This is a genomic window from Propionimicrobium sp. BV2F7 (genome assembly GCF_000510445.1).
GTDB lineage: Bacteria > Actinomycetota > Actinomycetes > Propionibacteriales > Propionibacteriaceae > Propionimicrobium > Propionimicrobium lymphophilum.
The window spans coordinates 427,387-452,772 of record NZ_AZIS01000004.1 but is presented as its reverse complement, the minus strand read 5'-3'; the positions used below and the strand labels follow the sequence as shown (position 1 = coordinate 452,772).

General features: G+C 57.9%; 21 protein-coding genes, 1 pseudogene and 2 riboswitches. Of the genes and pseudogenes, 5 read left to right on the top strand and 17 right to left on the bottom strand.

What is annotated here, in order from left to right:
* Window positions 1-33: 33 nt before the first annotated feature.
* Window positions 34-816, bottom strand: coding sequence for a serine O-acetyltransferase (gene cysE, locus HMPREF1255_RS06390; RefSeq protein ID WP_016454956.1), 783 nt, complete (start codon window positions 814-816; stop codon window positions 34-36).
* A gap of 92 nt (window positions 817-908) precedes the next feature.
* On the opposite strand from cysE (HMPREF1255_RS06390), the gene HMPREF1255_RS09440 reads away from it, so the two are divergent.
* Complete coding sequence (locus HMPREF1255_RS09440; RefSeq protein ID WP_024111002.1) at window positions 909-1,859, top strand: nucleoside hydrolase; 951 nt, start codon at window positions 909-911, stop codon at window positions 1,857-1,859.
* Here the strand turns inward: HMPREF1255_RS09440 and HMPREF1255_RS06375 are convergent.
* The 10 genes and pseudogenes from HMPREF1255_RS06375 to HMPREF1255_RS06330 form a co-directional block, all read right to left on the bottom strand.
* Entirely contained in the window at window positions 1,842-2,567 is a 726-nt protein-coding gene (locus HMPREF1255_RS06375; protein WP_016454958.1) for an ABC transporter ATP-binding protein, read from the bottom strand. The genes HMPREF1255_RS09440 and HMPREF1255_RS06375 overlap by 18 nt on opposite strands.
* Window positions 2,549-3,478, bottom strand: a complete 930-nt coding sequence (locus tag HMPREF1255_RS06370) for an ABC transporter ATP-binding protein (RefSeq protein ID WP_016454959.1) — start codon at window positions 3,476-3,478, stop codon at window positions 2,549-2,551. Before HMPREF1255_RS06370 ends, HMPREF1255_RS06375 begins: the two co-directional genes overlap by 19 nt.
* The gene (locus HMPREF1255_RS06365; RefSeq protein ID WP_016454960.1) at window positions 3,475-4,302 is read right to left on the bottom strand and encodes an ABC transporter permease; all 828 of its coding nucleotides are present in this window, start codon (window positions 4,300-4,302) and stop codon (window positions 3,475-3,477) included. Before HMPREF1255_RS06365 ends, HMPREF1255_RS06370 begins: the two co-directional genes overlap by 4 nt.
* Window positions 4,299-5,243 carry an ABC transporter permease gene (locus HMPREF1255_RS06360; RefSeq protein ID WP_016454961.1) on the bottom strand — a complete coding sequence of 315 codons (945 nt, stop codon included), beginning with the start codon at window positions 5,241-5,243 and terminating at the stop codon, window positions 4,299-4,301. Before HMPREF1255_RS06360 ends, HMPREF1255_RS06365 begins: the two co-directional genes overlap by 4 nt.
* A complete protein-coding gene (locus HMPREF1255_RS06355; RefSeq protein ID WP_016454962.1) occupies window positions 5,243-6,787 on the bottom strand; it encodes an ABC transporter substrate-binding protein in 1,545 nt (514 codons plus the stop codon). The genes HMPREF1255_RS06360 and HMPREF1255_RS06355 overlap by 1 nt, the downstream gene beginning before the upstream one ends.
* A gap of 78 nt (window positions 6,788-6,865) precedes the next feature.
* Window positions 6,866-6,995, bottom strand: a riboswitch (cobalamin riboswitch).
* A gap of 266 nt (window positions 6,996-7,261) precedes the next feature.
* A pseudogene (gene cysE / locus HMPREF1255_RS06350) lies at window positions 7,262-7,498 on the bottom strand (serine O-acetyltransferase); the annotation flags it as partial.
* A 235-nt stretch (window positions 7,499-7,733) separates the two neighbouring features.
* Window positions 7,734-9,704, bottom strand: a complete 1,971-nt coding sequence (locus HMPREF1255_RS06345) for a hypothetical protein (protein WP_016454963.1) — start codon at window positions 9,702-9,704, stop codon at window positions 7,734-7,736.
* Between the two features lie 179 nt (window positions 9,705-9,883).
* On the bottom strand, window positions 9,884-10,888 hold the full coding sequence (locus HMPREF1255_RS06340; RefSeq protein ID WP_051395011.1) for an ABC transporter ATP-binding protein: 1,005 nt from the start codon (window positions 10,886-10,888) through the stop codon (window positions 9,884-9,886).
* A gap of 6 nt (window positions 10,889-10,894) precedes the next feature.
* Complete coding sequence (locus HMPREF1255_RS06335; protein ID WP_024111054.1) at window positions 10,895-12,577, bottom strand: iron ABC transporter permease; 1,683 nt, start codon at window positions 12,575-12,577, stop codon at window positions 10,895-10,897.
* 43 nt (window positions 12,578-12,620) lie between these two features.
* Window positions 12,621-13,691, bottom strand: a complete 1,071-nt coding sequence (locus tag HMPREF1255_RS06330; protein WP_024111079.1) for a thiamine ABC transporter substrate binding subunit — start codon at window positions 13,689-13,691, stop codon at window positions 12,621-12,623.
* 34 nt (window positions 13,692-13,725) lie between these two features.
* A riboswitch (TPP riboswitch) is annotated at window positions 13,726-13,828 on the bottom strand.
* A gap of 108 nt (window positions 13,829-13,936) precedes the next feature.
* On the opposite strand from HMPREF1255_RS06330, the gene HMPREF1255_RS06325 reads away from it, so the two are divergent.
* The 3 genes from HMPREF1255_RS06325 to HMPREF1255_RS06315 all read left to right on the top strand — a co-directional run bounded on the left by HMPREF1255_RS06325 (window position 13,937) and on the right by HMPREF1255_RS06315 (window position 18,549).
* On the top strand, window positions 13,937-15,613 hold the full coding sequence (locus tag HMPREF1255_RS06325; protein WP_024111257.1) for a DNA repair helicase XPB: 1,677 nt from the start codon (window positions 13,937-13,939) through the stop codon (window positions 15,611-15,613).
* Between the two features lie 143 nt (window positions 15,614-15,756).
* Window positions 15,757-17,943 (top strand): cytidylate kinase family protein, encoded by a 2,187-nt coding sequence (locus HMPREF1255_RS06320; protein WP_016454968.1) that lies wholly within the window; start codon window positions 15,757-15,759, stop codon window positions 17,941-17,943.
* Between the two features lie 78 nt (window positions 17,944-18,021).
* Window positions 18,022-18,549, top strand: a complete 528-nt coding sequence (locus HMPREF1255_RS06315) for an NUDIX hydrolase (RefSeq protein ID WP_036917278.1) — start codon at window positions 18,022-18,024, stop codon at window positions 18,547-18,549.
* Window positions 18,550-19,306: 757 nt separating this feature from the next.
* On the opposite strand, the gene HMPREF1255_RS06310 is transcribed toward HMPREF1255_RS06315, so the two are convergent.
* The 3 genes from HMPREF1255_RS06310 to HMPREF1255_RS06300 all read right to left on the bottom strand — a co-directional run bounded on the left by HMPREF1255_RS06310 (window position 19,307) and on the right by HMPREF1255_RS06300 (window position 21,809).
* The gene (locus tag HMPREF1255_RS06310; protein ID WP_024111244.1) at window positions 19,307-19,600 is read right to left on the bottom strand and encodes an addiction module antidote protein; all 294 of its coding nucleotides are present in this window, start codon (window positions 19,598-19,600) and stop codon (window positions 19,307-19,309) included.
* Window positions 19,597-19,860: a type II toxin-antitoxin system RelE/ParE family toxin gene (locus HMPREF1255_RS06305; RefSeq protein WP_051395009.1), complete on the bottom strand. Its 264-nt coding sequence runs from the start codon at window positions 19,858-19,860 to the stop codon at window positions 19,597-19,599. Before HMPREF1255_RS06305 ends, HMPREF1255_RS06310 begins: the two co-directional genes overlap by 4 nt.
* Window positions 19,861-20,093: 233 nt before the next feature.
* Window positions 20,094-21,809, bottom strand: coding sequence for a DUF2207 domain-containing protein (locus HMPREF1255_RS06300; protein WP_024111071.1), 1,716 nt, complete (start codon window positions 21,807-21,809; stop codon window positions 20,094-20,096).
* A 91-nt stretch (window positions 21,810-21,900) separates the two neighbouring features.
* Here HMPREF1255_RS06300 and HMPREF1255_RS06295 point away from each other — a divergent pair, with 91 nt between their 5' ends.
* The gene (locus tag HMPREF1255_RS06295; protein WP_024111163.1) at window positions 21,901-22,950 is read left to right on the top strand and encodes a neutral zinc metallopeptidase; all 1,050 of its coding nucleotides are present in this window, start codon (window positions 21,901-21,903) and stop codon (window positions 22,948-22,950) included.
* Between the two features lie 549 nt (window positions 22,951-23,499).
* Here the strand turns inward: HMPREF1255_RS06295 and ispF are convergent.
* From ispF to HMPREF1255_RS06280, 3 genes are read right to left on the bottom strand one after another with little or no spacing between them, the layout of a single operon-like run.
* Window positions 23,500-23,970: a 2-C-methyl-D-erythritol 2,4-cyclodiphosphate synthase gene (gene ispF, locus HMPREF1255_RS06290; RefSeq protein ID WP_024111095.1), complete on the bottom strand. Its 471-nt coding sequence runs from the start codon at window positions 23,968-23,970 to the stop codon at window positions 23,500-23,502.
* A 6-nt stretch (window positions 23,971-23,976) separates the two neighbouring features.
* Window positions 23,977-24,681 carry a 2-C-methyl-D-erythritol 4-phosphate cytidylyltransferase gene (ispD, locus tag HMPREF1255_RS06285; RefSeq protein WP_024111171.1) on the bottom strand — a complete coding sequence of 235 codons (705 nt, stop codon included), beginning with the start codon at window positions 24,679-24,681 and terminating at the stop codon, window positions 23,977-23,979.
* Window positions 24,681-25,358 (bottom strand): response regulator transcription factor, encoded by a 678-nt coding sequence (locus HMPREF1255_RS06280; RefSeq protein ID WP_024111062.1) that lies wholly within the window; start codon window positions 25,356-25,358, stop codon window positions 24,681-24,683. Before HMPREF1255_RS06280 ends, ispD begins: the two co-directional genes overlap by 1 nt.
* Window positions 25,359-25,386 lie beyond the last annotated feature (28 nt).

Below are 25,386 nucleotides of genomic sequence, written 5' to 3'. Positions count from 1 at the left end.
ATTTTTGGGGGACGCTACCTTTTTCTTGAGTTTTTACAGCAGCATCTGGTTCATCGTCAACGACGGGAATTCCTCGGCAGGTGCGTCGATCACCTTAGCGGGCACGCCCGTCACCGTGGTGTGAGCCTCGACGTCGCGCAGCACGACGGAACCAGCACCGATCTTCGCGCAGTCGCCCACGGTTATATTGCCCAGCACCTTTGCGCCGGCGCCGATCATCACGCCCTTGCCGATCTTCGGGTGACGGTCGCCGTCCTCCTTGCCGGTGCCGCCGAGAGTCACCTCGTGCAGCATCGAGAAGTTGTCGCCGACGACCGCGGTCTCGCCGATGACGACGCTGGTGGCGTGGTCGAACATGATGCCGCGCCCGATTTTTGCGCCGGGGTGGATGTCGACGGCGAAAACCTCGCTGATGCGCGACTGCAGGAACAACGCCAGCGGCTTGTGGCCAAGCTCCCAATAGTGATGGGCGATTCGGTAACTTTGAATGGACTGGAAACCCTTGAAATACAGGAGCGGCTGCGTGTAGCCGAGAGTTGCCGGGTCTCGGGTGACTACCGCCTGCAGATCGCAGAGCACGGCGTCGCGAATATCCGGGTCGATCAAGGCATCGTCGATCAAACATTCCAGCGCCGAGGCCGTCATGGCGTGATTGGCAAGCTTGCCAGCAAGCAGGGAACTCAGCGTGGACTCCAAGCTGGGGTGGCGCAAGATGGCCTCGTTCAGGAAACCAGCTAGTGCTGGCTCGGCCTCGGCATCTCGCTTAGCTTCCAGCCTAACCTGAGCCCAGATTTGATCGTTTGGAACAGTCTTCACATCACTAGGCTACCCGCCAACGGAATGAAGTAACTCTCAGCAGGCGCACAGGCACAAAGTTACTTGTCAACACGCATTTGCGAGCAGGCCAGATGTGCCAGACTGTTTTCATGAAGATCCTCGTCGACACTGACCCAGGAGTTGATGACGCCTTCGCGTTGCTCTTCGCCCTGGCGAACCCAAATCTAGAAGTGATAGGGGTCACGACGGTTGGCGGAAACGCTTTCCTAGACGACGTGACCCGAAACGCATCCGGTCTGCTGGCCCTGGCAAAGCGCTACTACGATTTCACTATTCCGGACCTGCATATGGGGCTGCAATCCCACAGACGCGGGAACGCCGAATCCGTCCACGGCATCGGCGGCCTGGGCGGGGTTCATCTGCACACCGATTTCCCGGTCGGAAATGACGCGATAGGTTTCATCGTAGAAACCTTGAGGGCCAATCCCGGCGAGATCCGCCTGGTCACGCTGGGCCCGCTGACGAATATCGCGGCCGCGCTCGAAGTGGAGCCCGAGCTGCCGAGACTTGCTGCCGGAATCAGCATTATGGGCGGTGCGGAACGTGGCGGAAACTCCGGTAACGATGCCGAATTCAACATCTGGCAGGATCCTGCTGCAGCGGAAAAGGTTTTTGACGCCGCTTGGACATCGTTCTCGATGTGTGGGCTGGACGCAACCGCGTGTACGACTTTCACGCCCGAATTGCGCGAGCTGTGCTTCCAGGTTGGCCGCGAGGGCAACGAGATCGGCACGCTGTTGCACGACATCACCCGCGACTACATCAACCGCGACTGGACCGCGAACCAGGTGCTCGGCTGCCGGGTGCACGACCTGCTTCCCGTTGCGCTTCTCGTCGACGAAACCATCGCAAAATCGGTAAAGGCGCGAGTACGGGTGCAAGTTGGCGGCCCGTTCGACGGGCGAACTATCGTCACCCGGGGCACCGGGGACGTGAACGTCTACACGGACAGCACTGACAATAAGAAGCTGATGAACCTGCTGATGCTTACGCTGTTTCCCCGGCTAAAAAGATTTCTCTAGCTTTCGCTGCTTCGGCTCAACCAGGGAAAGCAGACCGTCTTCGAAACGGTAGTAGCGTCCACACATTGCCTTGATCAGATCGAGGTCGTGCGAAATAAGCATTACGGTAAGCCCGTGCTCTTCATTGAGTCGCCTAACCAGGCCCATGATCTGTGCCTGCACCGAAAGATCCAACATGGAACTGGCCTCGTCCAGCAGAAGGCACGATGGTTCCATCAGGAGGCACCTTGCCAGGGCTAGCCGCTGCAACTGGCCGCCGCTGAGCTGGTGCGGATAGCGTTCGAGCAGAGCTGACTCAAGCCCAACCTCGACGAGCTTCTGCTCAATGAGTTCTTTCCTGTCCTCGTAAATATTGAACAGATGCAGCGGCTCGTACATGCTCCGCTCAATCAGCCACCTGGGGTTGAAAGCATTTCTGGGATCTTGAAAGACCATCTGGACATCCCGGTGCATTTCACGTCTTGCTCGCGGGCTCAAGCTTTTGATGTCCTGACCCAGATATTTTATTTTGCCCTGCGACCAGTCCGTTAGCTGAAAAAACATCCTGAACAGGGTGGATTTGCCGCAGCCGCTCGGCCCGTAGAGACCCAGGATTTCGCCCTTGTGTAGCTCTAGGTCTATATCGGTGAAAACGACCCTTGGTTTAGATGTCAATAGAGACGGATAGGACTTCGTGACTCCCTCATAGCTCAGCAATACTTCAGACATAGCACCTGCCGATCGTCTAAATTCACAAATTCGCTCCAATTGACACACTCCGGCCTTGCATGTGGGCAGCGGGGTTCGAATGGGCAGCCCGACGGGCGCGTATAGAAACTCGGAGACTCACCCGCGATGGCTTTCAATCCTCGGCTCGGTAGAGCGTCTAACAGCCCTTGCGAATAGGGGTGGGCGGGTGCGTCGAAGAAGCTATCCGCATCTGCCATCTCCACGATCTTTGAACCGTAGAAAACCCACACCTGGTCGGCTATTTCTTTAGCAAGTTTGACGTCGTGGGTGATGACCAGCAGGGTCTTACCGGACCTAGCCAGTGCGAGGATCAGGTCTTTGATGCTTTCTGTGTTCACCGGATCTAGGCCCTTGGTGGGCTCGTCAAGAATCAGGAATGACGGGTCCAGACCGATGCCAGTGGCGATTAGAGCGCGCTGAGCCATTCCGCCGCTCAACTCGAAGGAGTAGTTTTCTGCCACCGCCTCGCAAAGGTTGGCTTTGCGCAATTGCTCGTTCGCGAATGCCCGCTTCTGTTTCCACTTGATTCTGCGCTTGTGGAAGGGCGCTTCGGATACGAGTTCTTTGATCTTGAAGCTGGGGTTCAGGGCTGAAATCGCGTTTTGGGCGACCCACCCGATTTGCTCGCCGCGCACAGAATCGTATTGCGTATCGGAAAGCCCGATTAGCTCCCGCCCATCGAAGACGATACTTCCCTCGGCCTTAGCATTCACAGGCAACAGACCCACAATCGCAGAACCGAGCACGGATTTGCCACTTCCCGATTCGCCGACGATAGCGGTCACTTTGTTACGTTCAACACTCGCGCTGACGTCTGTGACTGCATAGCCCTTGCCGGTGCGGGTTTTAAAAGTGACGTTCAGATTAGATATTTCTAGCAGCGCGCTCATCGGCCCACCTGCATTTCATCGTTCTGGTAGACATCCCAGCGATCCCGCAAGATTTCGCCGAGACGAATCGCGAAAAATGCAGCCAACAGCATCATCAATGCAGGGGCGATCAAGGCATAAGGCTGCACCCCGAAATACTGCCTGGCGTCCTGCACCATAACGCCCCAATCCGGAGTGGGCGGCTGCAACCCGACGCCGATGAAGCTCAAGGAACTGATGGTCAAAATCATTCTTCCCATCCGGTTCATTGCGAGCACAACCAGAGTCGGAAATGCCAGAGGCAGCACGTGCCTGCTGACCAGATAGAAGGAGCCGGGCAAATAGAGTCGAGCCGCGTCGACGAACTGCCTGTCCTTGTAGCTTCTGACCTGAGAACGGACGAGTCGAGAAACGCCCGACCACCCGGTTAGCACCATGGCGATGAAGATCGATAAATTGCTGGCACCCAAAACACCGACGATCGCGATCGCGATGCTCAGACCAGGCAACCCCTGGAAAATACTCATGAGCACCTGGACGCCAGCATCAGCCCACTTACCGAACCAGCCCGCCACTGAACCGAAGAAGACGCCGACGACCATGCTGATCAAGGTGGCTGCGAAGCTGATGCTCAAGGCACCCCTGCCGCCATAAATTACTCGGGAGGCGACGTCTCTTCCCAGACTGTCCGTGCCCAGCCAATGGGCAGCACTAGGCAGTTCATTGCGCAGCGACATCTGCGTCTCGACCGGATCCAAAGGCGCGATCAGTGGAGCCGCGATACTCATCACGGCCAACAAAACCAAGACCGCAATGGAGATAATTAGTTTCCTGTTGCCTCTCAATTCAGCCTCCTCAGCTGGGGCTGAACGATCATCTGCAGAATATCGGCTAGCAGGAACACGATCAGGCAGATTATGCCCATCACCAAGACGTAGGCCTGAACCGCCGGATAATCATGAGAATTAATGGACTTGAGCACCCACTGCCCTAACCCTGGAAGAGCGAAAATAGATTCCGCTATGGTGGAGCCGCCCAAAATCCCAACGAAATAGTTACCCCACAAGCTAACGATGCTCGCGAAGGCGTTGGGGATGGCGTGCTTAGCCACCGAAAACTTGTATGAAAAACCCTTCGACCTGGCCATCTCGAAGTATTCCTCACCCAACACCGACAGCAGATCAGAGCGAAAAACCCTGGTGATCATCATCGTCGAACTGAGCGATATGGAGACGGCGGGGAGGATTAAAGATGAAAAACCCGAGAAACCGCTAGTCGGCAGCAGCCTGAGCCCCTCGGCAAAAATGAGCATCAGGATGATCGCCACCAGGAAGCCAGGAATAGCCGAAAACAGGCTTGTGATGCCCAGAAAAATTCGGTCTAGCAAGCTGTCCTTGTGGAGCGCGAGCAAATAACCCAGCGGCAGGGAGATCAACACCAGAATGGCCATGGCCAGCAGCGAAAGCTGCAGCGTCACGGGAATCCTGAGAAGTAGATCGTGCTCAATAGAGCGGCTCGTCATGAACGAGACACCAATATTCCCCCGCAACAGTTGACCAACCCAAAGGATGTACTGCTCGAAGAACGAACGGTCCAGACCAAGCTCGCGACGAACCATAGCGAGCTGTTCGTCGCTTGGTGCGTCCACTCCGTCCGAAGCCAAGATCGCGTAGGCCGGATCTCCTGGGGCAATATGCCCCAGGAGAAAGCTAAGCAGTGTGATACCGAAAAGCGTGAGCAGTCCGGTCACCGCATAGCGGCCAGCGATTCGAAGAATCTTGGACATTAAGCGAGGTACATCTTCGAGAGCGTAACGCCGTAAGACGTAGCCTCATAGCCCTTAAGATCCTTGCTGTGCACAACCAGGTAACTGTCATGGTACAGCGGGATGGTCGGCAGGGTCTCAATAGCGAGCTCCTGCAGTTCCTTGTAGATTTCGATCCTCTTGTTCTCGTCCAGCTCCGCAGCCGCCTTGCTCAGCAGCTCGGTGGCCTCCGGGTTGTCGTAGCGGCCGCCATTATCAGGACCCATGAAGACCTTGAGCATGGTAATCGGCTCGCCGTCAGGCATGCCCTGGGTGTGGAACGAAAGATCGAAGTTGCCTTCCTTGCGGCGCTTCATCTGCTCGGAGCCCTCGAGAATGGTGATCTCGACGTCGATGCCAAGCTCCTTCAGCGCGGACTGAACGTATTCGGCCTGTTCCTTGTAGGGGTAGCGGTCGATGCCGTACTGCGGCACCAACAGTTCGAGTGAGATTCGGTTGTCGCCGAGAACCTCAGCTGCCAGCTTCTTAGCTTCTTCAGGATCGTACTTCGGCTTGTCCTGCTTGTAGCCCAGCTCGCTAGCATTCAGCGGGTTGGAGGTTGCCACCGCGAAGCCGTGGTAGAACTCGTCGACAATCATCTGACGGTCGATAGCCAAAGACATTGCCTTAACCAGACGGGGATCGTTGAGGTATTCCTTCGACTGGTTCACCTGCATGAAGTGGGTGATGGTCGACGGCTTGTACGAAGCCTCGAACTTGCCGGAATCGACGAGTTCCTTAGCCTGCGAGGGCCAGATGGCGCCGATGTCAAGAACGCCCTGGATCTCGCCGGACCTCAGCGCGGCAGCGCGGGTATCGGAGCTAGGCATGGAAAGAACTTTGACGGACTTCGTCTTGGCCTTTTCACCCCAGTAGTCTTCATTGGCCTCGAGAATCGTGTATTGATCCTGCTGGTGCTCGGTGATCTTGAAGGGGCCGGTCCCCTGAACGACGGTGGCGAAATCGCCGTTTTCGTCCAAGCATTTGGGACTAACCATCGGGCTACCGAAGTTCGTCAGACGCTGAATAGCGGTGGGCGAAGGCTCGCTGAAGACCAGCTTGACGGTGTTATCGTCGACCTTTTCGGTGTGGTCGAGGCCAGGGTAGGTCTTCTTGGCGTCAATGGTGTAGAACGGCGATTTCTTGGGGCTGTGCTTCACAACGCGCTCGATATTGGCGATCACAGCGTCAGCATTAAACGGCTCACCATCGTGGAATTTGACGTTCTCACGCAGCTTGATTGTCCATTCTTTACCATCTGGGGACATTTCCCAGCTGGTTGCAAGGGACGGAGCTGCGTGGCCGTCCTCGCCAAGGAGCACGAGTGGCTCCCAAACCTGCATGATCAGGCTGGTGTAATAGCCGTCCTTTTCACCGGGGGTTAGATCACGGGGAGCAGCGAGGACTACCTGCTTGTCACTCTGACCGGCATCACTTTCAGCGGAGGTTTTGGCACCAGTGCCACATCCGGTAAGAGCCAGCAGAACGGCCATCGCCGCGGCCAGCATCTTTAAGATACGTTTCACCTTTTCTCCTAGTTTTTTGAGATGAGCTTGCGGCTATGCGGCAAAACGCGAATGAAATACAGCCATCCTCGTGGCCGCAAAGCACTTCTTCAGTTAGAGAGGTATCTGACTTAGCTCATCGCATCACAGTTACGGGATAGTTCGGGGTTCTCACCCGATTCCCTCTTGGCAAGGAAGCCTATATTTATTCCACAGGATTTGCCACCGTGTAGGGCATTTTCGGGGCGGATCGAAGTTTGATTTAGCCGACCGGCGCTGTCTTCGATTCGTCCAGGACGATGCACACTTCGTCGCCTGGGCACAGGGTGGCGGCACGGTCAATGAATCGCCGTTCGTGCGAGTCCTGGAGCTGACCGGTGTGCCCGCCGCACACATCATGAACGCGATCTTTTTGGTGGCGGCTCTGTCCGCAGCGAACGGCTGCGTGTAGCCGAGAGTGGCCGGGTCACGGGTGACTACCGCCTGCAGATCGCAGAGCACGGCGTCACGAATATCCGGGTCAATCAAGGCATCGTCGATCAAACATTCCAGCGCCGAGGCCGTCATCGCTTGATTGGCAAGCTTGCCAGCAAGCAGAGAACTCAGCGCGGACTCCAAGCTGGGGTGGCGCAAGATGGCCTCGTGCAGGAAACCAGCTAGTGCTGGCTCGGCATCGCGGTTGGCCTCTACCCGAACCTGAGCCCAGATTTGATCGTTTGGAACAGTCTTCAAACCACCAGGCTACCCGCACATCAAGAAATTTAACGCTGTGTTTTAACCCCAAAATGGTTACGGTCACCTGCCTCTTTTATACCAAACTGATTTTCGCAAAGGCGCTATTCATGGCGCTCATCCTGAACCACTGCTGAGCGGCTATTTTCAGCTATCCGGTAACTAAAAAAGCAGCCTAGCGGCATCAAATTTCTTTTGACGATGCTGCTAGGCTGCGTTAATTTAACCAGTTGCTTTAGTCTTTACGTCTGCGGGCCACCACATAGCTGGCGCCAGCAGCAGCAATCAGCAAAGCAGCTGCATTAGCATTGCCCTCTGCCCCGGTGTTAGGCACACCACGCTTTGCTTTATGCTTCTTGTCTGCCATCTTCTCGGAAGTCTGGTTAGCAGAATCCTGCTTATCAGTTTCTTTGTTTCCTTCAGATTTTTTGCTTCCTTCAGGTTGTCCAGCATTCTGTGGACCCTTGGCAGCGTTAAGCTGTGCCTCCAACACGCCGAGCTTTACTCGAGCGTCTTTCAACTCAGCCTGGAAAGTGTCTAGGTCTTGCTTAGCCTTTTGGACTGCTTCAGTCTTCTCAGCAAGAGTTTTTTCAGCTTGCTGCAGTTCTGGTGAAGCTGGCAGAGCGTCCATTAGCGCCTGGAGCCTGGCTGAAGCATTTTTCACAATAGCTTCAGCATCTTTCAGATCTGCTTCAGCTCCGTCTACCTTAGCGGTGGCAGCAGCTAATTTCTGGGCTGCTTGCGGATCTTTTGCAGCAATACCATCGTATTCCTGCTGGGCTTTGGTAAAGTTCTTTTCAGTTTCTTGCTTTAGCTGATTTGCCTTGTCCAGGTTGGCTTTAGCAGCTTTAGCCACCTGATCAGCAGTCTCAACCGCCTTAACCAGTTCGTTAGCCTTAGCTACCTCTTGACGTGCTGTGTTAAGCTCATTGTTCTTTTGTGAAACTTCCTGATTTGCCTTTATCGCAGCGGCATTCGCAGATGTAACCTTTGGCTTCAGCTCATCACGCTTTTGTTCTGCCGCGACTAGCTGCTCTCGGACAGCTTCAGTTTCAGTAGTAAGATCTTGCTGAATTTTCTTCGCATCTTCCAAAGCCTGTTCTGCTTGCCTTACCTGCGCAGCGAAATTGATTACTTCAGTGGAAAATTTGTTGTATTCAGCCTTGACAGTTGCCTCATGCTCTTTAGCTTTGGCAAGTTTCTGATTGGCGGCTTCCATAGCTGCCTTTGCAGTCTCGGTCTTGCCAGCATCACTACCCTGCTTTGCAGCTTCATATTCCTGCTTAAGCTGATTTGCCTCAGCTTCAGCATCCTTAACATCCTGCTGAGCTTTTTTCAGCTCAGTATCTTTTTCCTGGATTTTGGCTGGCAGTTGCTGCTGCTTGGCCTTGAGCTCCTGATACTTTTCACTAGCCTGGATGGTATTTTTGCTTGCTTCTGAAACCTTATCCTTTTTGGTTTCGAATTCAGCATTAAGCTTTCGAGCCTCTTCATTTGCGTCTTCATAGTCTTTCGCAATTTTGTCGGCCGTTTCTTGAGCTTGCTGAGCTTCGTTCTGTTTCTGCGCTAACTCTTTTTCAAGGTCAGTAACCTTTTGTTGTAGCGCAGCAACGTCTGCCTTAGCCGCAGCATCTTTAGCCTTGGTTAAATTAGCGTCAGCTTCATTAGCTAGCTTGGTTTTTTCGGTGACGCTATTCTTAGCTGCTTCATCAGCTTTTTGAGCAGCGCTTAGCTTTTCCTGGGCTGCTTTAAGCTGCTGCTCGTTAGCACCAAGCTCATCCTTAATTTTTGCCAGATCAGCCTTAGCCGAAGCCAATTTCTTGGCTGCATCATCGCGCTGAGTGGTAGCTGCGTTAAGTGCCTCGGCAGCTTCCTTATACTTAGGATCATTCTTTTGGGCATCAATAGCAGCTTTTTTCTTCGCTGCTAACGCATCCTGCGCATCCTTTTCAGCCTGCTTGGCCTCTTCATAGCTTTGCTTAGCTTGAGCAACTTTCTGCTCCAGCTGAGCAACCTTCGCGCTTTGCTGGTCGCGAGCTGCTTGGGCATTTTCGACAGCGTCGTTTGAAGCCATAGCCAAAGTGTTTGAAGTATTTTGCATGGATTCGACAGCCAAAACACTGGGAGCCGACTGGGCAACTAGGGTTAGGGCGGCTGTAACCGAGACAGCGGACGCCAGTGCAGCACGCCTAGACATTGGATTCACTTTTGTCTCCTAAAAAGATTCAAAATAAATGGGAAAGCAACTGTGGATTGCTGGTAAGAAATTACAGAAAAATAAAAATTACCGTCAACCGAAATGAGCGATATCTGCCATTTTCTAAGGAAACACCCAGAAAATCTAAGGTCCAAGTAAAAGCTAAGACTCAGTCTGTTTTACAGCCGTTAAGGCGTCACTGGGGCGGTCTTAGAAAGATCAAAACTTAATGTCACTTGCGCACCGACTTGTAGTGCTTCCGCCTGTCTAGAAAGCGGTGTTAGCGCATCAACAAGTTGGCCATCAGGCAGCATTACTTGCACCCCGATATCGCCACGACGAACATTAACTGCGCAAACTTTGACCCTCATCCCACCATCAGCTAATTGGAAAGCTCCGGGGGCACACGCTATTAAATGGCCAAAGTTATCTAGCGAATCCGCCAGACCCCAATCACGTATGTCACTTGGTTTAAGGAAAGCCCCGTAACCCAAAAATTCTGCGACCTGTCTAGTACCCGGATTAGTCCAAACTTGAGCTGGTGTGCCAAGGGCTAAAAGCCGTCCGCCGATCAACACGGCGATACGGTCCGCCACCGCGAATGCCTCGTCCTGGTCGTGAGTGACGTAAAGGGCAGCGGTCTTCGACGCGGTGAGGATCTCGCGCAAATCACCGCTCAACCGCTCGCGCAAGGAACGATCTAGCGCGGATAACGGCTCGTCCAACCCCAGGAGTTTGGGCTTCGGGGCGAGCGACCTAGCCAAGGCGACTCGCTGAGCCTCGCCGCCAGACAGCTGGGTGATCTGGCGGTCTGCATAGCCCGAAAGGCCAACCAGGTCGAGGAGTTCGGCGACGCGTTTCTCGCGGGTTTGGGCGTCCACACCGGCGGCCCGCAGCCCGTATGCGACGTTTCCGGCGACATTCTGATAGCCGAACAGCTGTCCCTCCTGGAACATCAAACCAAAACCGCGCTTGTGCGTGGGCACACGGGAAAGATCGACCCCGTCCCAAGAGATCGCACCGTCCGCGATCGGCTCCAACCCGAGCACAGCGCGCAGCAACGACGACTTGCCCGAACCGCTGGGCCCGAGCAGGGCGACCACTTCGCCGGGGGCGACGCTAATGCTCACCCGGTCAACCGCGATCTTCTCGCCGTACTTCACGACGGCCTGGCTGATATCAAGTCCGCTCATCATCCCTCACATCATCGTCGAACCCGGCGGCCGGAACCGCTCAACAAGAACCATGATCGCCGCGGTAACAACCGCCAACAGCACAGACGCAGCCATCGCCATGCCCTGCTCGGTCGGGCTTGGACGCGACGCCAGCGCAAAAATCGCCACTGGCAGGGTCGCAGTTTGGGGCCTTGCCAAGAACGAGGTGGCGCCGAACTCGCCCATCGAAATGGCCAGCGCGAAACCGGCCGACACCAGACCGCAGCGAAGCAGGTATGGGCCGTCGATCGTGGTCAACACTCGCTCGGGGCTGGCACCGAGAGCCCGCGCGGCCTCCCGCTGACGGGGATCTATCGCGCGCAGAGTCGGCAACATCGTGCGGGCAACCATCGGGATCGCCACCACCGCCTGCGCGATCGGAACCAGCCACCTGCTCGTCGCCATCCGGAAGGGCGGCCCAGAGAGCGTAACCAAAAAACCGAAACCGACAGTGACCGCTGAGACGCCCAGCGGCAGCATGAAGATCGCGTCCAATACCTTGCTGCCGAGCCGTCCCATCCGGCTCTTCGGCCGCCTGGAAAGGACGACAGAAAGCGTACCGCCGACGGCCAGCGCGATCAGGGCCGCAACAATCGCCGTCTGCAGCGAGATGCCCAACGACGCGAACACGCTGGTGTGCAAGGCTTTAGTGGCATGGGGGTCCGCCAGGGCGGTGTAGTTTTGCAGCGTCCAACGTCCGGAGCGGCGAAGCGACCTCGCGATCAGCCCCACCATCGGGGTGGCGAGCAGAAAGACTACAGTCGCTGCGGTGACTAGGATTGCCGGCAGATCAATCAGCTTCGGGGCGCGAGTTGTGCCCGCGACAAGCTTCTGCCCTCTTTCAACGCGCCCGCGCAGCCGCTCGGAAATGATCAGTGCAACCACGACGATCGCGATCTGCAGGATGCTCAACACGGCTGCCGCCCGATAATCCATGTAGGCGACCGTTTCGTTGTATATCTCGGCCTCCAGCGTCGTCGCGCCGGGCCCGCCGAGCACCTGGACCAGCGCGTAGCTGGACGCGCAGAACAAAAAGATCAAGCTGGCCGCTGAGCAGATCGCCGGCACCAGCCTGGGCAGCGTCACCGTCAGAAACACCCTGGCGGGACCAGCACCCAGCGCAGCCGCTGCCTGCTCGGCTCGAGGGTCCAGGCCAGCCCACATCGGCCCGACGACGCGCACCACCAGCGAATAGTTGAAGAACGTCATCGCGATGATCACCAGGGTCTTCGTTCCCATCAGGCCCCAGCTCTCCAGCGGCGCGCCCGGCCCAAACAGAGACGTGAACCCCACAGCCACCGCCATCACCGGCAGCACGAACGGGATTGAGACAAAAGCGCGCAGCCCGTTCTGGCCGGGGATCCGCAGCCGATACAAGACGTATGCGCCCGGCAGTCCCAAAAACAGCGAGCCGAGGGTGCCGCCGAACGCCATGCCGACGGTCATTGCCGTGACCTCCCACAACCGTGGGCGGCCAAGGATTTCCCCTAGCCCGTCGCCGGAATCTCCCAAGAAACCCATCGAGACCATCCGTCCCACGGGCCACATGAAAAAGATTCCCAAGAATGCGAGCGGGGCGAGCACCGCCAAGGTGACGACGAGCACCCGCCCAGCGTTGAGTAGACGGTCCGGACGTGCGCAAGCCGCGATCGAGCGATTAAAACGCACGTTTCTTCTCCACTTATCTACTCACTTTCAGACCGGCTTAGGGCTATCGGCCCATCGTGTCTGCCCAAGTCTTGAGCCATTCGGTGCGGTTGTCGGCGACCTTCTTGGCGTCAAGGCTCAGCGCGTTTTCCACCTCAGGGCCATACTTGGCGAGAGCCTCCGGGAGCTTCGCTGCCGGGTTGACCGGGTACATGTAGTTGGCCTCAGAAATGATCTCCTGAGCCTCGGTGGTCACCAGGTACTCGATCAGCGCCTTAGCGCCGTCAACGTTCTTCGCACCCTTCAGCAGGCCCATATATTCGACGGCGTCGTAGCAGCTACCGGCGAGGGTCTTCATGTTGTAGATCTCGTTGCCGGCCTCGTCCTCGCCTGTGGGGTAGGCGGAGCTGGAAGCGAATCCGGCCATCATCGGCTTCGTGCCGCCCTCGTTGGAGGAGAACTTGGCGAACGCCTCGGTCCAGCCGTCGGCGATCTCAACGCCGTTATCCTTCAACGCACTCCAGTAGCTGGTCCAATCTTCGCCCTGAGCCGCGATCGTGGCGGTCATGAAGCCCATGCCCGGCGTCGACTTGCGCGGGTCCTCGACGATCAACATGTCCTTGTATTCGGGCTTAGTAAGGTCGGCCAGCGACGTAGGCGCAGTGATGTTCTTGTCCTTCAGCCATTTTTCGTCGTAGTTGATGCAGTACTGCGAGCGGTCGAACGGAACCAGATGGTCGGCGTCCGCAAGCGAATACTTTTCCACGCCCTCGGGCAGCTTGACGCCGGAATCGTCAAACACGCCCTTCTCGTACGCGGTCAGCGCGGTGTTGTTGTCCATACCAACGGCCACGTCACCCAGCGGGTTGTCCTTGGAAACCACCAGCTTGTTGGTGAGTTCGGCGGAGTCGCCGCCCTCAATCACGTTCAGCTTGTAACCGGTCGCAGCCTCGAAACCCGGCTGGATGTCCTTAGCCGGGAAAGAATCGTATGCGACAAGCGTCACCTCTTTGGTGGCCTGCGCAGCGGACTGCTCGGCGCCGGTTTCCGAAGCGCCGCAGCCGCTCATGACGAAAGCGGTACACACCGCCAGCCCAGCGGCGACAAGTTTGAATGATTTTCCTGCTAGAAACAAGACTTCCTCCGTTTCATCGCAGAGGGCCACGAAATTGTGGCAGAGCTCGACTACCTCCGCCGGCATTACCCGGTTCAGGTTCGAGGGTCTGCGGACTTTCCGCACTCTCAGCCTTAACGGCTCCCCTGTCGTACCAATGCATCTTAGCCACATTCGACACACAGTTGCCCACATGGCCTGGCTGCTGTGGCTGTTTCGTGACAATTCGTGCGCATTTTTTTGACGCAGCGCGATACTGGAAGGTGATGAGTTTTATTGAGCCTCAGAATTCGCCAGGGCCGCTGATCGTGCAGTCCGACCGCACGCTGCTGCTCGAAATCAACCACCCCGACGCTCCCGCCTGCCGCGGCGACATCGCCCAGTTCGCGGAGCTCGAAAGAGCACCCGAGTACGTCCACACTTACCGCATCACGCCACTAGGGCTGTGGAATGCGCGCGCCGCTGGTCTAGACGCCGAGCAGGTGGTGCACGCGCTGCTCACCTGGTCGCGCTACCCCGTGCCCGCTCACCTGCTCATCGAAATCACCGACACCATGAGCCGCTACGGCGTGCTCACCATTGAACAGCACCCCACCCAAGGCTTGATCCTGGCGTCCAAAAACGCAGGCGTGCTGAAAGAGATCGTAGAAAACCCCAAAACCGACGGGCAGCTGGGCGCGCAGATCGACGACACCACCGTCATCGTGCACCCGTCCGAGCGCGGCGAACTGAAGCACACGCTGCTTAAGCTGGGTTGGCCGGCCGAGGATCTGGCCGGGTACGTGGACGGTGAGGCCCACCCCATTAGCCTTCTGGAGGACGGCTGGCAGGTTCGCGACTACCAACGGGAGGCCGCCGATAGCTTCTGGGCGGGCGGTTCCGGAGTCGTCGTGCTGCCGTGCGGGGCGGGAAAAACCATCGTCGGTGCGGCTGCGATGGACCTGGCCAAAGCCACCACGCTAATTCTTTGCACCAACACCATCGCCGCCAGGCAGTGGCGCGACGAACTGATTGCGCGCACAACACTGACCCCCGACGAGATCGGCGAATACTCCGGCTCGCTCAAGCAGATTCGTCCGGTCACCATCGCCACCTACCAAGTGCTCACCACAAAGCGCGACGGCGTCCACCACCACATGGAGCTTTTCGGCGCCCGCGACTGGGGCCTGATCATCTACGACGAGGTGCACCTGCTGCCCGCGCCCGTTTTCAGGATGGTCGCCGACCTGCAGGCCAGGCGACGTCTCGGGCTCACCGCAACCCTGGTTCGCGAGGACGGCCACGAGGCCGACGTCTTCAGCCTCATCGGGCCGAAACGCTACGCGGCGCCCTGGCGCGAAATCGAGAAACAGGGCTACATCGCCCCTGCCGACTGCGTCGAGGTGCGGGTGGACCTAGACCCCGACGAAAAGATGCTCTACGCCACCTCCGAGAAGGACGTGCGCTACCGGCTGGCAGCCAACGCGAACGCTAAAACCCACGCGGTGCAAGACCTGCTTGCGCTGCACGAGGGCGAGCCGACGCTCGTCATCGGACAATACCTAGACCAGCTCGAGGCGCTGGCGGACAAGATCGGAGCCCAGCTCATCACCGGCAAAACCCCAAACAAGCTGCGCGAGGAATATTACGCACAGTTCCGCACCGGCCAGATCAACCTGCTGGTGGTCAGCAAAGTGGCCAACTTCTCCATCGACCTGCCCGCTGCTCAAGTGGCCATCCAAGTATCCGGCACGTTCGGGTCCCGCCAAGAGGAAGCCCAACGGCTGGGCCGGCTGCTTCGTCCCAACCCGGAGGAGCCCGAGAAGGTGGCTCACTTCTACAACGTCGTCACCCGCGACACATCCGACGCCGAATTCGCCGCCCACCGCCAGCGCTTCCTGACAGAACAGGGCTACTCGTACCGCATCGTGATGGCGGATCAGATTTTCCAGCAAAACAACTAGTTGCTGGTTACCCTTTTTCCCTTGGCAACAAAAGGTAACCAGCAGCAACCGCGCGGCATTTGGATTAGCTTCTATTACATTAGGCGGCGCCGATGACGGCGTCTTCTGGTCTCGACTATGACAGTCGGCAAGGAGTAAGTGCAATGGCGCAAAAATCGGTTGCCGAGGCTAAACCGGCAAATAAAGGCGGCAAGGGCGTCGCAGGCAAAAGACTTTCGGGCGGAACAGTCCTGGCATATTCGCTTGGCGACGTAGCCAACAACCTTTCGTTCCTGATGACGTCAATGTTCCTCATGATCTTCATGACGGACATCGCGGGCATCAGCGCGGGAATCGCGGGAACCATTTACCTGATCACCAAAGTGTGGGCAGGCATCTGCGACCTGACCGCTGGCCAAGTGGTCGACAGGCCGCGAACCAGATGGGGCACGCTGCGGCCGTGGCTGCTCTGGGTGTCCGGGCCGCTAGCACTAGTTTTCGTGCTGCTGTTCAGCGTCCCCTACGGTTGGGCACCTGACGGCAGCGCCCGCGTAGTTGCGTGGGTTCTGCTCTTCGACTGCGCCTTCCAGCTGTGCTACTCGTTTACCAACATTCCCTACGGCTCGCTGTCCGCCGCCATGACGCAGGACCCCGTCGACCGGTCCAGGCTCTCGGGCGCGCGCTCGATCGCCTCCTCAGCCACGGGCGTCATCCTGTCCCTGGTCGTCGCACCGCAGTTCCAGGACACCGCTGCCGACGGCATCCGCCAGAAATTCACGATAATCATGGCGGCGATCGCCGTCGTAGCGATCATCCTCTACCTGATCTGCTTCGCAAAGAGCAAAGAAGTCGTGCCGCGCTCCACCGGCAAGATGTCCATGAAGCGCACCTTCAAGATGGTCGGCCAGAACAAGCCGCTCCTGATTCTGTGTTCTGGCGCGTTCTTCGTCCTCGCCGCAATGTTCACGATGAACGCGGTCGGCATGTACTACGCACGAGAAATACTTGGCAGCGCCGGCTACTGGGTATTCCTGATGCTCTCGCAGACCGTCGGCACAATCATCGTTGCGTCGATCGTGCCCACCATCACGGTTCGTTTCGGCAAGCGAAACGGCTACCTGTGCTGCGCGGTTTTGACGGCCATCTCGTTCGTGCTCATCTTCTTCGTGCCCAACGGTGGCCTACCCATCGCGATCATCGCCTGGTTCCTGTTCGGTTTCGCATCCGGTGGCACCAACGCGCTGATGTTCTCCATGCAGGCCGACACCGTCGACTATGGCGAATGGAAGTCCGGCGTCCGCGCGGAGGGCGGCTCCTACTCCGTGCTGTCGTTCATCCGTAAGTGCGGCCAGGGCCTCGGCGGCTGGGCTGGTGCGTTCGTCATCGGCCTGTTCGGCTACAACAAGACCGGAGCAGACATTGAGCAAGTGCAGCTGGGCATCAGAGTGGCGATCGGCCTGCTGCCCGCAGCGTTAGCGCTGATCGCGGTGATTATCATGCTGCGCTACCCGCTTTCCGCCGACTTGCACGCGCAGATCGTCAGCGAACTCAACGAGCGACGCACCCAGTCCGCGGTCTCTGAGGCTGCGGGTGTCGAAACCGAGGCCGTCGTCGTCGAAAAAGAGGTTGGTGACGGACGCACCACACTGCTACGCAAGGCAGGCACCGGGGCTCCCCCAATCGTGACGCTCTTCGGGCTACGTGGTTCGGGCGCCACCGACATCGGCCCGATGGTTGCGAAGGAATTGGGCGTGCCGTTCGTCCAGCAGGCGTTCAGCTCCGAACAGCTCGCCAAGGTGGACGCTTCCGCGCTCATCTCGGACTCCGGCTTCGACCGCTGGCTGCGAAAGATCAGCTACACGGGCACGCAGGATTCGTTGCTTTCTGCGGCCGCAGACCAGGCATACGACCACACCATGGCCAGCAACAACACGCAGACCGTGCTCAAGGCGGTGTCGAACGGCGGTGTCCTGCTGGGACGCAACGGCGCGCTGGTGCTCGGCAAGGTGGTCGGCGCAATGCACATCCGGCTCGTCGCTCCGATCGGCAAACGCATCGAGCGGGTCTCGCAGCAGACCGGACTGCCCGCGTATGAGGCTCAAGAACAGTGCGAGGCTGAAGACCGCATCCGCGCCGAAATGTCCCACAAGCTGTACCAGTGGGACCCGAACTCCGACGAGTACTACGACATGGTGATAAACACCGCAACCGTCACATACGAGCAGGTCGCCCGCATGATCGCCAGGTTCTACCTCAGCAAGTACCCCGACGCGAAGCCGACCATCGAGGCGGCGACCTCCGGGGTCTCGCCTGCCATTAAAGAGGAGGAAGACTTCGAAGACCGCAAATAACCAATAGCTAGATATCGCCGGTCACATGCCCTAGTGGCCGGCGATATTTTGTGCCCCGATTGTTCTAGACTGCGATGCATGAGAGGCGAAAAAGTGGTGGAACCGAGCCTGCGCCCCATAAAACGACGCAAGGCCGCAAGGGTCCTGGTCGTTGCCGAGGGCACCGTCCTTTTGGAGTCCGATTCTGACCCGGGCATTCCCGGCAGCGGCTGGTACGTGACCCCGGGTGGCGGCATCGACGAAGGCGAGGACGCAGTCACTGCCGCCGTTCGCGAGATGAAGGAGGAGACCGGGCTGGACGTCGAGCCGGGCCAGCTACTCGGGCCCATCGCCAGGCGACTCGTCAAGCACGGCTACTCCGACCGGATCCTGATCCAGGAAGAGTTCTTCTACCGCCTAGACCTCGAGGCGAAATTCACCCCCTCCGACGCCGGCTTCACCGCGGACGAAAAGGAGTCCGTTAAAGGTTTCGCCTGGCTTAGCCCCGACGAGATCGCCCGCAACGAGGTATGGCCGGCACGTTTGCTGGAGCTCTTCGATACCGACCCGTCCACAGACGACGTCCTAGACCTAGGCGAAGAAGAAGAATCCACCATCCCGGTTTAGATCCGGCTCCCATATCGGACATCAACAGATCAGTGGGAACCAAAATGTCCGTACTCGAGCTTTTCTGCAGTCGTTAATAATTCTCTAGTTAGCGGGAACCAAAACATTCGACTACGAACTTTTCTGTTCCCGCTAATGCGTCGGAAATTAAAAAGAACCAAAAGGTTCGACTACGAGCTTTTTGGTTCCCGTTATTTTCGACTACGTGTTGGTTGGCCTTGGGTGCTCTTGGTTTGTGGCTGGTCTGAGTGCTAGCGGCTGGTGGTTGGCTTGTCTGGGTTTCGTCGGTTGTGGGATTCGGGTCTTTGCGTCACTGGCAACGTGTCTCCGCTCCTCATCCAAGCGCTTTGGCGCTTGGATATCGTCGCTCCCGCCACGCCTTGATGTTCCTTCAAAGACCCGAACTCCCACAACCTCATACCTTTAGGTGGTCATCCGAATTATTGCGTCGAAAAGGGCTCGTCTACGAGCCAAATCTGCCGCAATAATGTCGCGACCACTTAATAAGCGAGGCTGGTGGAGCTGGGGCGGCGAGCATCGAGGCGTGGCGAGAGTGATAGCTCGTTAATCGCGAAAGCGATGAGAGCTGAGCGAAGACACGGCGACTCGCTCGACAACCCAACCCAGGCCAGCAGCAGACCTCGAGCAGCCAGACTAACCACCAACCAAGAACATCCAGACCAGCCACAAACGTCACTAGGAACAACGATGAAAAAGGTTCGGCGTCGAACTTATTTTCTGTCTTCGAGACACGTGACTAATTGTTTTGAGTAGCCAAGGTTATTTTTAGGCCTAGGGCCTTCATTATCTTGGTGATCGCAGCAAATGACGGGTTGCCGTCCTTCGAAAGAGACTTATACAGCGACTCTCGGTTTAGCTCAGTCTCTCTGGCGAGTTGGCTCATGCCATGCGCCCGAGCGATATCACGTAAAACAACTTGCACAGTTTTTGTGTCTCCATCTTCAAGTGCAATAGCCAAATAGTCGTTAACTGCCTCATGGCTGTCCAGATATTTACTTGCGTCAAAAGCCGAAAACGTTACGTCCTTCATTCCTGCTCCCTCCTAACCTTCCTAGCAAGTTCTTGAGCGATACGAATATCTCTTGCCTGGCTGGACTTGTCGCCGCCGGCCAGAAGAAAAATCGTGACGGCTCCAAGCTGGGTGAAATAAACCCGATACCCAGCACCAAATTGAAACCTCATTTCGCTTACTTTTTCGCCAACAGGTTTGATGTCTCCAAGCATCTTTCCGTGCGCCTCGCACCTAGCAATTGCATGCAGGATACGACGCTGAGCGTGCCTGTCTTTCATCTTGCCAAGCCAGGCATCAAAAATGCTGCTGGAAAGTATCTCCACACCCCAATTGTAGCTTAAAGGCTACACACAGCGAATAATTTACGCCACAATAGTTCTTAATCGAGCTTTTGTCCACGTTATTTTCGGTGACATGGACGTTGGCTCGGCTGCTTCATGGATGTGGTTTCTCTTTTACTTTCGCCGGTTGTGGCTGGCATGGCAGCTTCTGGTGGTTGTGGGATTCGGATTTAGCCCCTGGAGTACAGGCGTCCTTCAAGGGTGGTGACGAAATTATCCAGGCTGGCCGGCAGGTCCTGCAGCTGCCAGTTGGCTGGGCCGTGGTACCAGTCGATGTCGTTGGGATCGGCGACGCCGGGGTCGTCGTCGGCTTTGCCGAACGCGTTCACCCAACGGTCCTGAGAACCTAGGACAACGGAGTACGGAAGTACCTTCGAGTATTCCTTCAGCTCGTCTTCGCCGAACATCTGCGTCGACTGAGTCTGAAGCTGGAGAGATAGCAAGTCGAGGCCGTGAAGAATCGCGCTGCCCTTCGCCGAGCGCCTAGGCATCACCTGGGCAAGAAAAAGCAGGCCAATCGCGAAACCAACAAACGCGATTCCTGTTAGGCCATATTTGGTAAACGCAACCAGCAGGCCGAGCGTCACCAACGAAATAATCAGGGTGATGACGCCCACGGTCTGGAATCCGCTCCGCACCCGGTCGGGGCGAGACTTGAACCAGCCCTGCTTGACGACCTCTTCGTAAAGTTTGTCCTGAACACCTTCAATGGAGTCACTGATCGTTTTCGGCAGAGCAGACAACCTGACGGGCGCAGCGCCAGCCGGAACGATGGCGTCCAGCAGCTCCCTCTCGTAGTCGAGAAGATGATCGGAGCCTTCGAGACGATCCAGGCGCCACTCGGTGCTGGAGAATTCACGTTCGCGTGGCAACTCCGTGATCAGCAGATGCCCGCGCTGTGCCAAATCTAGAATCGTCGCGGTCACGTCCACCGGATCAACCTGCTCGTCGAGCAGCGTACCGATCATGCCCGGACGGACGGCCTCGTGCAGCATGAACGAGACCTGGCCCTCCGCCACTGGAGAAAACTCGGCGATCAGGGCCGGCTCGGTGTCGCGGTTGTTGTCTCTGCCGCGGTGCCAGTGCAGCAACAGCAGAGCGCCCGCGCCAGCCAGAGCAACTGCCAGCGCCACCAGCGAATACGGCATGTTAGCGGAGAAGGCACGGTCTAGCGTCCACTCCTCCTCGAGCACCTCGTTAGGTTTGACGATCGACTCCTTCAGCTTGAACTCCAGCTGAACGACCTGCCCGGCGCCCAAAGCCCTATTGGTGAAGCTCGGGTAGCGCGATTGATAGGTGGAGGCCGCAAAAGTGTCACAGCTGACCAGGGCTGCCGGGGCGCCAGCCTGGCAATCGACGTCAGCAACGAGTGCCCTGCCGGTGCTGACCTCGCCCGTCACCTTCTTAGCACCAACGGACAGGCCCTGGACGACCCGCCAGTTGACTGTCGTCAACGGGTCGGAACCCTCGACGCGCTCACCTTTGAAAGCCGCGCCGCGAACCGAATAGCTGATCTCGATCGGCTTTTTGCCGGCCTTGGAGCCGCTAACCTGGATGACCGTGTAGCCCTCGTCCTCGCTCACCTCGGCACCCAAATCGGTGCCGTCAGCTGTGGCGGAGACATCAAAAATGTCGAAAACGTAGTTCGCGTAGTCGTAGGCAGGCAGCGTGTTTTCGATGCGCTGGGTAATATCTGGAGCCGCGTCCGCGAAAGTCAGTTTCTGATTGACGTGCAGCGTGCCGTCCTCGTCGACGGAACCCGACACCTCTAAAGTTTCTGCAACGCTCGGATCGGCGTGGGCCACCGGCACACAGAAAAGCGCCAGCAGGGCACACAAAAATACGGCCAGCTGCGCGGTGACGCCGCGGCGGTGCTTGAAAGACACGATGGCTCCTAGATAGCACGAGCAATTATCAACCAGATTAACAGCATCGCTCGCCCGGACGATCAATAACTAAGCCGTGTAGTCTGGTTGGGTGAGCAGCAGAAATCCGTGGGCGACTTTCCCGTCTGGTTCGGCAGGTGGGCGGCGTCGGCGAGTCAGCACCCAATCTTGGCCTCTGCCCACACAACAACGCGGACGCAGCCGGAAAGGCAGCAACCCGCTCGCCAAACTACTCAGGTGGATCGGCACCGCGCTGTTCATCATCTACACTTTCCTGAACCTGGTGGGCATGCTGACCGACGGGGACGTCTCCAGCGACAGCCGCATCCAAGAGCACTACAACAACGAGAGTTACCAGATTCCGCAGGCCGATTCGCGCCCGCCAGCACTGCCGTCCCCCGCTACGTACGAGCAGGCGAAGTCGTTCTTGGTGGACAATCCCATCTATGATCAGCAGGTGCTCAGCCCGGTTCGCTGCGACATAAACCCGATAGATTTATCCCGCGCCTCCGCAAGACAGATCGAACAGCACCTGAACGACTACACCTCATGCCTCATGCGGGTCTTCGGCCCGGCCATCGAGGGGGCCGGCTTCACCGCAGTGCGCCCGCCCGTCACCGTTTATGACGGGACCATCTACACCGCATGCGGAGAGATGCCCGAATACAACGCCGCCTACTGTGCCGCCGACCAGCAGGTGTACTTCGCCAAGCGGCTCGCCGACATTTTCCCCCGCGAATACCTCGACGTGCCGTTCGTCGCGGAAAGCGTCCTGGCCCACGAGTTTGGCCACGCCATCCAGGGACGCACAGGCATTCTTATCTCCGAGCGCGCATACGAGCAGCAGTTGAGTGAGCTCGACGCCCTCGAATTTTCCCGCCGCACCGAAGTGCAGGCCGACTGTTGGGCGGGCCAGTTCAATTCGTCCGTCAACGATTCCATCGGCATCGGCGCAAGCGACCAGCGACGCCTCGCCAGCTTCTTCTCAACCCTCGGCGACGACGCCCTAACCGGCGACCCCAACGCCGTCGGCAACCATGGGCGCGGCGAAAGCCGTCAACGCTGGTACACCACCGGAACCCAAGAGACTTCCATGGGCGCATGCAACACGTTTGTCGCGCCAAGCAACACGGTTAAATAGCCGCTTCTAACTCTGGTTTCGTTGGACGGTTTCCGACGGCTGCTGGACTGAATGCTCAAGGTCGACTGGCGTCATGGCTGCTTCTGGTCGGCTGTTGGACTGGGTTGGCTTGTCGAGCTCTTTCGCCCGTGTCTTCGCGACGAATACGTTGTATTCATCTGGCTCTCGCCACGCCTCCAATGCTCGCCAACCCAACTCAGCTCCACCAGCCTTGCTTATTAAGTGGTCGCGGCATTATTGCGGCAGATTTGGCTCGTAGACGAGCCTTTTTTGACGCAATAATTCGGATGACCACCTAAAGGCATGAGGTTGTGGGAGTTCGGGTCTTTGAAGGAACATCAAGGCGTGGCGAGAGCAACGATATCCAAGCGCCAAAGCGCTTGGATGAGGAGCGGAGACACGTTGCCAGTGACGCAAAGACCCGAATCCCACAACCGTCTAAAATCGTTCAGCGAAACCACAGACGAGTAGCAACCAAACCATCAACCGACCTGCAGCTACAAAGTCAGCCACAAGCAGCAGCCGACGAGAACGTATCGGAAAGAAAAGTTAAATACTCTGCACTAGCGCGGTGGCGATTGCTGCTACACCCTCGCCGCGTCCGGTCAGGCCTAGGCCATCAGTTGTGGTTGCTGACACGGCTACCGTCGCACCGAGTGCGTCGGTTAGGACGTCTTGCGCCTCGACACGTCGGGCAGCCATGCGCGGACGGTTACCAATGACCTGCACCGCGACGTTGACCGGCGCAAAACCGGCTTCGGCGAGACGTCTAACGGTCTCGCGGATGAAGGCGACGCCGCTGGCACCGGACCACTGTGGCTCGTAGGTGCCGAAGTTGGAGCCCATGTCGCCAAGCCCGGCGGCGCTGAACAGCGCGTCACACATTGCGTGGGCGGCGACGTCGCCGTCGGAATGGCCGGCCAGGCCCTTCGGCTCGTCGGGAAAATGCAGCCCTGCGACGTGCATTTCTACACCGTCCTTCAACTGATGTACGTCGGTGCCGATGCCAACTCGAATCATGCTTTCCTAGCTTTCGAAAGGTTCGCCAATAGCACCGGAGGCGGCGAGCGCCTCGGCGATAGCGAAATCCAGCGGATGGGTGATCTTCATGGCAAGCTGATCGCCCTCGACGAGCTTCACCTCGTAGCCCTCAACCTCGCACACGCCGGCGTCGTCGGTGAGCGTGGAGCCAAGGTTTTTGCCGTGGCAGGCGATGAGCACCTTCGGGTCGAAGCCCTGCGGGGTTTGTACGGCACGCAGATACGAACGGTCGACCACCTCGGAGCCTTCATCGGTGAGGCGACGAATGGTGTCGGCAACGGGGATCACGGGGATGACCACGGGGTTGCCGGCTGCGACGGTATGCGTCACGCGCTCCACGACGCTCGGCGGAACCAGCGGACGGGCGGCGTCGTGCACCAACACGACATCGCAGTTTTCGTCGACGTGTTCCAGCCCCGAAATCACGGATTCCTGGCGGGTGTTTCCGCCCTCGCAGAAGACCAGCTCGACGCCAAGATCACGCAGGCAGCTCTCGAAGCGCTCGGCGTGCTCCGCCAAGCAAACGATGATGAGCTTCTGCACCCCGCCGGCCACCAGGCGTCGCGCGCTCCAACGAACCAGCGGATGCCCGGCCAGCAGCCTCAGCGCCTTTGGCCCGCCGCCACCGACCGTCGATTTACCGAGCCTAGTGCCGGAACCTGCCGCGACGATGATTCCAGTTACGTTCATTAACCCTCGTATTTGTAGCCCAAACCACGAACGGTTACGAGGTTAACCGGATTAGACGGGTCTTCCTCGATCTTGCTGCGCAGCCTCTTGACGTGCACGTCGAGAGTTTTGGTGTCGCCAACGTAGTCCATGCCCCAGACGCGGTCGATCAGCTGATTCCTGGTCATGACGCGGCCGGCGTTTCGCAGCAGCAACTCAAGCAGCTCGAACTCCTTCAAGGCGAGCTTCACCGGCTTGTTGGCCACGGTTACTTCGTGGCGGTCGATGTCCATGCGGACGTCACCGACCTCCATCACCTCGGGGTTCAGCTCGGTCTCGTTTCCGCGGCGTAGAACGGCCCGGATTCGGGCGACGAGCTCGCGGTGGCTGAAGGGTTTCGTCACGTAGTCGTCCGCACCGATTTCCAGCCCGACGACCTTGTCAATTTCGGAGTCGCGGGCCGTCACCATGATCACCGGCACGTTGGACTGTTGACGGATCTTCTTGCACACCTCGGTGCCGGACATGCCCGGCATCATCAGGTCCAGCAAAACAAGGTCGGCGCCTTCGCGCTCGAACTCGGTCAGCCCGGAAGTGCCGTCGGCGGCCTCGAGAACCTCGTAGCCTTCCCGCTGCAGCATGTAGGAGGTGGCTTCACGATAAGACTCTTCGTCCTCAATGATGAGAATCCGGGTCATTTGGTTTAGCTCCTGACTATCTGGTTTC